The sequence below is a fragment of the Acinetobacter sp. 1566109 genome (assembly GCF_000582255.1).
Lineage (GTDB): Bacteria > Pseudomonadota > Gammaproteobacteria > Pseudomonadales > Moraxellaceae > Acinetobacter > Acinetobacter nosocomialis.
Map to the genome: position 1 here is coordinate 1 of NZ_JEYB01000169.1, position 1,659 is coordinate 1,659.

The 1,659-nt window shown below is 36.6% G+C and carries 1 pseudogene; it reads right to left on the reverse strand.

What is annotated here, in order from left to right:
- Positions 1-1,349: pseudogene (gene mobQ, locus J582_RS27565) on the reverse strand (MobQ family relaxase); the annotation flags it as partial.
- Positions 1,350-1,659 lie beyond the last annotated feature (310 nt).

Here is a 1,659-nt window from a genome sequence, read left to right on the forward strand (position 1 = left end):
ATAGTCGCTTTTGTTTTTCACCATTTTGAGGACTAAAGTATTTATTTCCATAGTTATCTTCTTCAAATATATAACTATTTATGATCTCCAGTCTTTGATCGCGTACATACTCTTGATACTCAGTTTCTCTGCGTGATATTTCAGAAATTTGATGATCTATATTTGAAATTTGATCATTAAGTTTTCGTTGTTTAACAGTGATGTTCGGTTCGTCAAGTTTTGCAAAAGACTTTTTAGGCTGGAGCAGCTGATTTTCTTCTGTCCATTTATTTAAATGATCAGAATATCTCTCTTTTTTTTCTATTTCACTAAGACCAGAAATATGCTTTTGGATGTCTAGTTGGGTGTTGTGTTGGTCGATCAGGTCATTTATTTGATTGATCCATTTTGTTTTAAAAAATAAAGGCTCTTTTTTGCGTAGTTCTGATATTGCAGAACTCATCGTGTCTAATTTTGTTGTTAATTTTGATAATTCTTCATTTTGGAATTCATAAAGTTTCTGAGAAGTTTTTTCTGAATACTCAGCTTGAGAGTATTGAAACTGAAGCTCACTTCGTACTTTTTGAATAAGATCCTCAGATACTTTGATGTTTTCATCCAGTATTAATGACCTTTTTGATTTTTAAATTACGTAGCTTAATTTCATCATTTTTCAGACTAATTTCTGTAAATATCCCTCGTCTCCGGAGGTATGTCGCTTGAGGACCTTCGTGCTGAGTTGCTTCTAGGTCACTTTCCTGGTCTTCATAACTTCTGTGATCGACACGTTCATCAAATCCATTTTGTTCCAGGTGATGATTGCATAACTCTGCAAATGATTCTCTCCAGTGGCTTACAGTTTCTGTGCCATTGTCACGACTGAAGTCCCTATATTTTTTTGCTGAAAAGCCACCCTGCTCATTAATACTTCGGGTTGTGAACATGATGTGTGCATGGTAGTTGCGTTCATCACTTCCACTGTCTGTATGAGGTGCATGAATAGCAGCATCAACGATGACACCGTATTTTTTAACGAGGTTTCGGCAAAGTTCATTGAGCATATTTTCACGCTGTTCAGCGTTTAACTCACTGGGAAATGCAATCTCAAACTCTCTTGCAAGTAATGCATCTTTTCTACGTTCAACCTTTTCGACTTCATTCCAAAGTGTTTGGCGCTTGAGTAACTCAGTATTTGTATTTTCAGGTGCATAGATTTTTGTAAATTCGACACCAGTTTTTCTTGTGTAGTCTTGTTCTTTTCCATAAAAATCGCATACCAATTTTTCACTTGAACGATATGCAGCACAAGCAACGGCCGATCGTCCATTACCTCTACTAATCGTTTTAACTGAAAAATGATATATCGCCATTTTGCTTTTGCTCTTTATTTCGATTTATCGAAATTACCAACATGTATATGTTGGTCAGGGGATTACAAAGGGGATTTACCCCTTGTCGCACCATTGGATGAAATCCAATGGCTAAGTGCGCCCTTCGGGAAAACCACGATAGCATGGGCTGTCTTGAATTTCAATTCAAACAGACCTATGCTTGAGGGGGATTCCTTGAGATGGTGATGGTATGAGTGTTGAAACTTTAGAGCAAAAAATTGCAAAATGGCGATATATCATTTTTCAGTTAAAACGATTAGTAGAGGTAATGGACGATCGGCCGTTGCTT